This is a genomic window from Kitasatospora sp. NPDC007106 (genome assembly GCF_040634455.1).
In the GTDB taxonomy this organism is placed as follows: Bacteria; Actinomycetota; Actinomycetes; order Streptomycetales; family Streptomycetaceae; genus Kitasatospora; species Kitasatospora arboriphila.
Genome location: NZ_JBEYFP010000368.1, coordinates 1 through 5,938 on the forward strand (window position 1 = coordinate 1; position 5,938 = coordinate 5,938).

Consider the following 5,938-nt stretch of genomic DNA (forward strand, 5'->3'; position numbering starts at 1 on the left):
GCCAGGACCGCGGCCCCAGCCGCCGCCCCGCGGGCCCCGGCCGCCGTGGCCGTGCCCGCCGCGGCCGGGGAAGTGCCCCGGCCCGCCGAAGCCGTGCCCGAACGGGCCGGCCCCCGGCATCCCGGGGCCGCCGGGCGGCACTCCGGGCGGGCCGAACGGCCCGAACGCGAACCGCCTCTCGAAGCCCTCGCCCGGCATTCCCTCGCCGGGCACCGGCCCGCGGCGGCGTTCTCCTCGGTTTCGCCTTCCTTCGCGCATGATGCGCACCACCTTTCGTCCGTGATGCTTCCCCCGAAGCATCTCGATACCTCGACGATATATCGGTGACTGTCGCCCGTCAACGGTTTCCGATAGTCGTCAGACGGTCGCCGGGCAGGCGGGGGCGCGGGAGGGCAGCACGGAGGAACCGCGGACGCGGCGGAGCGGGAGCAGCCCTGACGGGGCGTCCGATCAGCGGCGCGGCTTGAGCATCCGCAGGGTCCAGCCCTCGCCGGCCGGGTCGAGCGGGCGGGTGGCCAGCTTGAAGAGGTGCTCGGCGCGCTCGTAGGAGAGCCGCGCGCGGCCGGTCTCCGGGCAGAGGTCGGCCGGGGCGGGCGTCCGGCCCGGCCCGGGGCGGCGGTCGGTGAGGAAGAGCGGGCCGCGGGTGCGTCCGGCCAGCAGCTCCGGCAGCAGCCGGGCCGTGCCCGACCGCCACACCACCCCGCGGTCACCGTGGTCACCGCAGGCGCCGCGGGCGCTGCGGTCGTCGAGGTCGAGGTCCTGGACGTCCAGCGCCAGGACGGCCCGCACCGGGGCGGCCGACTCGTGCAACAGCCGCCAGAGGGTGCGCTCGCGCAGCGAGGGGCCGGGCAGCGCCCAGAGCCGTTCGAGCTGCTCGGGGGCGATCGCACCGGTCCGGCCGGCCGGTTCGGGGCGCCGGTCGAGGCCGGCCGCGAGGTCGTCCAGCCCGGCCCAGGCGGCGAACGAGCGGACGGCGGCGCGGTGCCGGTTCCAGGTCCGCGGCGCGGCGCCGCCCCAGGCGGCGGCCAGGACCCCGGCGACCCGGTCGGCGTCGACCGAGCCGAGCGGCAGCTCGTCGCCGAGCCCGAGCCGCAGCCGCCGCAGGGTCTGCCCGTACGAGCGGACGGTCGCCGCGTCCAGGTCGTCCCGGTCGAGGAACGCGCGGACGGTGGCGCCGAGGAGGGCGGCCGACGGCCCCGCGGGCACCTGGGCCCCGGCCGTCGGCTCCCCGGTCGGCAGTGCGTCGGCGCGGCGGTCGAGGAAGGCGCGTTCCGCCGCGTTGCGGGTGAGGGCGGCGGCCCGCCGGAACTCCAGCCGGGCCTCCCCGGTGCGGCCGAGCCGCTCCAGCAGGTCGCCGCGGACGCTGGGCAGCAGGTGGTAGTCGCGCAGCGCCGGGTCGGCGGTCAACCCGTCGGCGAGGTCGAGGCCGGCCTGCGGCCCGTACGCCTTCCCGACCGCGACGGCCCGGTTCAGCCGGACGACCGAGGTCGGCAGCAGCCGTTCCAGCGCGGCGTAGAGGGTCGCGATCTGCGCCCAGTCGGTGGCCTCCGCGGTGGGTGCCTGGGCGTGGCAGACCGCGATCGCGGCCTGCAGCACGTACGGGCCGGGCGGGCCGCCGCACTCCCGGGCGCGCAGCATCGCGGTGAAGCCGCGGCGGATCAGCAGTTGGTCCCAGCGGCCGCGGTTCTGCTCGTGCAACTGGACGGGCTCGCCGGACGGCCCGGTGCGCGCGGCCGCGCGGGACGCCTGGATCTCCATCAGGGCGACCAGGCCGTGCACTTCGGCCTCGTGCGGCACGGCGGCGGCGAGCAGCCTGCCCAGCCGGAGCGCCTCCAGGCAGAGCCCGGGCCGCATCAGGTCGTCCCCGCCGGTCGCCGAGTACCCCTCGTTGAAGACCAGGTAGACGACCTCCAGCACCGAGGAGAGCCGGTCGGCGAGCCGCTCGCCGGTCGGCAGCTCGAACGGCACCTGCTGCTCGGCCAGGGTGCGCTTGGCGGCGGCGATGCGCCTGGCCACCACCGGTTCGGGGACGAGGAAGGCCCGGGCGATCTCCGCGGCCGTCAGTCCGCCGAGCAGACGCAGCGTCAGCGCGACGCGGGCCTCCGTCGGCAGGACGGGGTGGCAGGAGACGAACATCAGGCGCAGCACGTCGTCCCGGTCGTCCTCGGGCTCGGCCTCGCCCGACTGCCGCAGCTCGTGGGCGAGTTGCCGCTGCCGCTGCTCCAGTCGCCCGTCGCGGCGGACGCGGTCGACGGCCCGGCGCTTGGCGATGGCGGTCAGCCAGGCGCCCGGGTTGTCGGGGACGCCGGACTGCGGCCACTGTTCGAGGGCGGCTACCAGGGCGTCCTGGGCCAGTTCCTCGGCGAGGCCGACGTCGCGCACGATTCTGACGAGCGCGGCGATGATCTTCGCCGACTCGAGTTTCCAGACCGCGTCGATCGTGCGGTGGACATCCGGCACGGCCACGATGACAGCACCCGCCCCGGCCCGTCCGCAAACCGGGACGGGGCCGGGGCAGGTGCCGAGCCGGGCAGGCCGAACGGGCAGGCGGGGCGGGCAGGCGGGGCGGGCAGGCGGGAGGGTCAGGGGCCGAACACCTGCTGGACGACGCTCTCGCCGTCGCCGACGATCCGACGGAAGCGGCGGGCGAGCTCGATCGCCTCCTCCTTCGAGCGGACCTCGACCAGCGCGAAGCCGGCCACGGCCTCCTTCGCCTCGGCGTAGGGGCCGTCGGTGACGGTGATCTCGTCCCCGGAGGAGACCAGGCGGACCCCGCCCGGCTCCAGGCCCCCGGTCGCCAGCAGCACGCCGGCCGCGGTCAGTTCCTCGATGAACGCGCCCATCTCCGCGAAGAGCTTCTCGTCGGGGGCGGCGTCGGTCGGCTTGGTGGTCATCAGGAAGCGCATGGTTCTCTCCTCGGTCCGACGGCGCCCTGTCACGCCGCGATCTTGTGCTGCCCTCACGTCGAACGAGGCGATGCGACAGGGAACGGTGTGCATTCCCTGTCACATCGACCGGACGACGTGAGGGCAGCACCGCCCGACACCACCGCCCCGGAGGACACCGTGACCACCGCCCCCGCCCCCGCCGCCGCCCGCACCGACCTCGCTCACGGCACGACCGCCACCGCACCGGGCACCCGTACCCTGCTGGTCTGCGGCGCGGTCGCCGGTCCGCTCTGGGCCGCCGTCGCCCTCGCCCAGGCCGCCACCCGGACGGGCTTCGACCTCACCCGCCACCCGCTGAGCGCACTGAGCAACGGCGACCTCGGCCCGCTGCAGATCACGAACTTCCTGGTCGCCGGCGTCCTGACCGTCCTCGGCGCCGCCGGCCTGCGCCGCACCCTCGCGGACACGCCCGGCGGCCGCTGGGCACCCCGGCTCGTCCGCACCTACGGCCTCGGCATGATCGCCGCCGGTGTCCTCGTCATGGACCCGGCCGACGGCTACCCGGTGGGCACGCCCGACGGGATGCCGCCCGGCCTGAGTTGGCACGCCGTCGGACACCTGCTGGCCGGCACGGTCTCCTTCACCGCCCTGATCGCCGCCTGCTACGTCCTCGGCCGCCACTTCGCCCGCACCGGCCGCCGCGGCCGCGCCCTCGCCTCCCGCTCCGCCGCCACCGCACTGCTGCTCGGCGACGGATGGGCCATGACCGGCGGCCCGGCCGGCTCGCTCACCCTCGCGATCGGCGCGATCACCGCGATGGTCTGGGTCTCCGCCGTCGCCGCCGACCGCCTCCGCTGACCGCCCCCAGCCTCCGATCCCGCCACCGCCCGACCGGCTCCGGCCACCGAACCCGAAGGACGACCACCATGCCCGCCACCACCACCGTCGCGCAGTACCTGGACTCCCTCCCCACCGCCCGGCGCGAGATCGCCGACCGGCTGCTGCCGCTCGTCGAGGCCGCCCTGCCCGGCCGCGGCGCCGTCTGGCACGGCCACCCCGTGTGGAGCCTCGGCGCCGCCCCCGGCAAGAACCCGGTCTGCTTCCTCAAGTCGTACGCCGGCCACCTGACCTTCGGCTTCTGGCGCGGCCAGGAGCTCGCCGACCCGTCCGGCCGGCTCGCCCCGGGCTCGCGCACGATGGCCTCGGTCAAGCTCCGGAGCGCCGCCGAGGTCGACACCGCGCTGTTCGCCGACTGGCTGGCCCGGGCCCGCGGCCTGGAGCAGCTGCCCGCCTGAACACCGGACGGACCCACCCGGTACGCCGGGCGGACGGACGGGTCGCACCCCCGGGGCGACTCCCGCCGCCCGGCGCAGCCGCGTCCCCGGCCGCCGGGGCGCCGTGACCCGCCGTCACCCGCACCGCCCCGGACGGCGACACACCGGCGGCCGACGGGACGCCGTGCGGGCCCGGCCACGCACTACGGTGGCGCCATGGCCGCCGAACGAGACCTGTCCGCCCTGCTCTCCGGGCTGCGACCCGCGCTGAACCCGGGGCGGTACGTGTACTGCACCCTGCCCGGCAGGGTGCCGCCCGGCCTGCGCCCGGTGGTCACCGTCGCCGAGGAGGAGGGCGCCACCGTCGTGGTGCCGCAGGAGGAGGCGGACTCGCTCGGGCTGGGCTACGAGTTCGTCGCCGGCTGGATCACCCTGCGGATCCACTCCGCGCTGGAGGCCGTCGGCCTCACCGCCGCGGTCGCCACCGCGCTCGCCGACCGCGGCATCAGCTGCAACGTCGCCGCCGGGTTCCACCACGACCACCTCTTCGTGCCGACCGCCGACGCCGAACGGGCGGTCCGCGTCCTGGAGGAGCTGTCGGCCGGTCAGGGCTGAGGCGGCGGCGCCGGGGAGCGCAGGCCCGTCCGCGGGTAGGTACCACCCGTACGACCGGATCCGCTCCACCGGGAACGGAGGACGCACGTGACCACCACCCCCTGGACACCCGCGGCCGCGGCCGCCCTCGCCGACGCCCTCGACCACGCCGTCCTGGACCGCGGTGTCCCCGGCGGCGTCCTCGTCCTCGGCACCGCCGGCTCCACGGAGGCGGCGGGCCGTACCGTGGCCGCCCGCGGCACCGTCGCCCCCGAGTGCGGACCCGCCGGGCCCGACGACCGCACCCGCTACGACCTCGCCTCACTCACCAAGATCACCGCCACCTGGGCGCTCACCGGCCGGGCCCTGGCCGCCGGCCTGCTCGACCTGGACGAGCCGCTGCGCGCCCGGTTCCCCCGACTCCCCTCCCCCGGCGGCTGGCTGACGGTCCGGCAACTGCTCGCGCACAGCGCCGGCCTGCAGCCCGAGACCCGGCTGGACCGCTACCTGCACCTCGACCGCCCGCTCGCCGAACTCCTGTGCGCCGAACAACTGGTGGCCACCCCAGGCGCCGAACACCGCTACATCAACCGGGGTTACGTGCTGCTCGGCCTGCTGCTCGCCGACGCCCACGGCACCCCGCTGGACGCCCTCGGCGACCACTACTGGCACGGATTGGGCATGCGGGACACCGAGTTCGGCCCGGTGCGGCGCTCGCCCGCGGTGGCACCGACCGAACAGCGGCTGCGCGGCGCCCCGCGCACCTGGGGGATCCCGCACGACCCCAACGCCGCCCTGCTGAACGGGATCGCCGGCCACGCCGGGCTGTTCTCCACCGCCGCCGACCTCGCCGTCTTCGCCGAGCACCTGCTGACGGCCGACGACCCCTGGCTCGCCGCCAGCCTGCGGCCGCAGATCGCGGTCGAGGCCGGCCGCTCCCGCGGGCTCGGCTGGCTGGTCACCGACACCGGCGCCGCCTACCACCACGGCTACACCGGCACCAGCCTCTACCTCTGCCCCGCCCTCGGCCGCTACGCGGTGCTGCTCACCAACGCGGTGTACCACGGCTTCAGCGGCAGCCGGCTGACCCCGCTGCGCGACCGCATCCTCGCCGCGGTCACCACCCCCTGAACCGGCGCACCCCGACCCGACGCGCCCCGGGCCGGACGCGCGGGTGCCCGC

At 76.7% G+C, this 5,938-nt stretch carries 6 protein-coding genes; 4 read left to right on the top strand and 2 right to left on the bottom strand.

Annotated features, from left to right (window positions below):
• Nucleotides 1-450 precede the first annotated feature (450 nt).
• Nucleotides 451-2,460 carry a DUF6596 domain-containing protein gene (locus ABZ641_RS23555; protein WP_359984622.1) on the bottom strand — a complete coding sequence of 670 codons (2,010 nt, stop codon included), beginning with the start codon at nt 2,458-2,460 and terminating at the stop codon, nt 451-453.
• A gap of 122 nt (nt 2,461-2,582) precedes the next feature.
• The gene (locus ABZ641_RS23560) at nt 2,583-2,906 is read right to left on the bottom strand and encodes a YciI family protein (RefSeq protein ID WP_344627680.1); all 324 of its coding nucleotides are present in this window, start codon (nt 2,904-2,906) and stop codon (nt 2,583-2,585) included.
• 117 nt (nt 2,907-3,023) lie between these two features.
• On the opposite strand from ABZ641_RS23560, the gene ABZ641_RS23565 reads away from it, so the two are divergent.
• From ABZ641_RS23565 to ABZ641_RS23580, 4 genes are all read left to right on the top strand, one after another.
• Nucleotides 3,024-3,746: a DUF998 domain-containing protein gene (locus ABZ641_RS23565; RefSeq protein ID WP_344627681.1), complete on the top strand. Its 723-nt coding sequence runs from the start codon at nt 3,024-3,026 to the stop codon at nt 3,744-3,746.
• A gap of 68 nt (nt 3,747-3,814) precedes the next feature.
• Nucleotides 3,815-4,183, top strand: a complete 369-nt coding sequence (locus ABZ641_RS23570) for a DUF1801 domain-containing protein (RefSeq protein WP_344627682.1) — start codon at nt 3,815-3,817, stop codon at nt 4,181-4,183.
• Nucleotides 4,184-4,378: 195 nt separating this feature from the next.
• Complete coding sequence (locus tag ABZ641_RS23575) at nt 4,379-4,777, top strand: ACT domain-containing protein (protein ID WP_344627683.1); 399 nt, start codon at nt 4,379-4,381, stop codon at nt 4,775-4,777.
• Nucleotides 4,778-4,864: 87 nt separating this feature from the next.
• Nucleotides 4,865-5,887 (top strand): serine hydrolase domain-containing protein, encoded by a 1,023-nt coding sequence (locus ABZ641_RS23580; protein WP_344627684.1) that lies wholly within the window; start codon nt 4,865-4,867, stop codon nt 5,885-5,887.
• Nucleotides 5,888-5,938 lie beyond the last annotated feature (51 nt).

What these genes read in the sequence shown, in the direction of transcription:
- ABZ641_RS23560 (WP_344627680.1), bottom strand. Translation starts at nt 2,906, where the DNA reads ATGCGCTTCCTGATGACCACCAAGCCGACCGACGCCGCCCCCGACGAG.
- ABZ641_RS23570 (WP_344627682.1), top strand. Translation starts at nt 3,815, where the DNA reads ATGCCCGCCACCACCACCGTCGCGCAGTACCTGGACTCCCTCCCCACC.
- ABZ641_RS23575 (WP_344627683.1), top strand. Translation starts at nt 4,379, where the DNA reads ATGGCCGCCGAACGAGACCTGTCCGCCCTGCTCTCCGGGCTGCGACCC.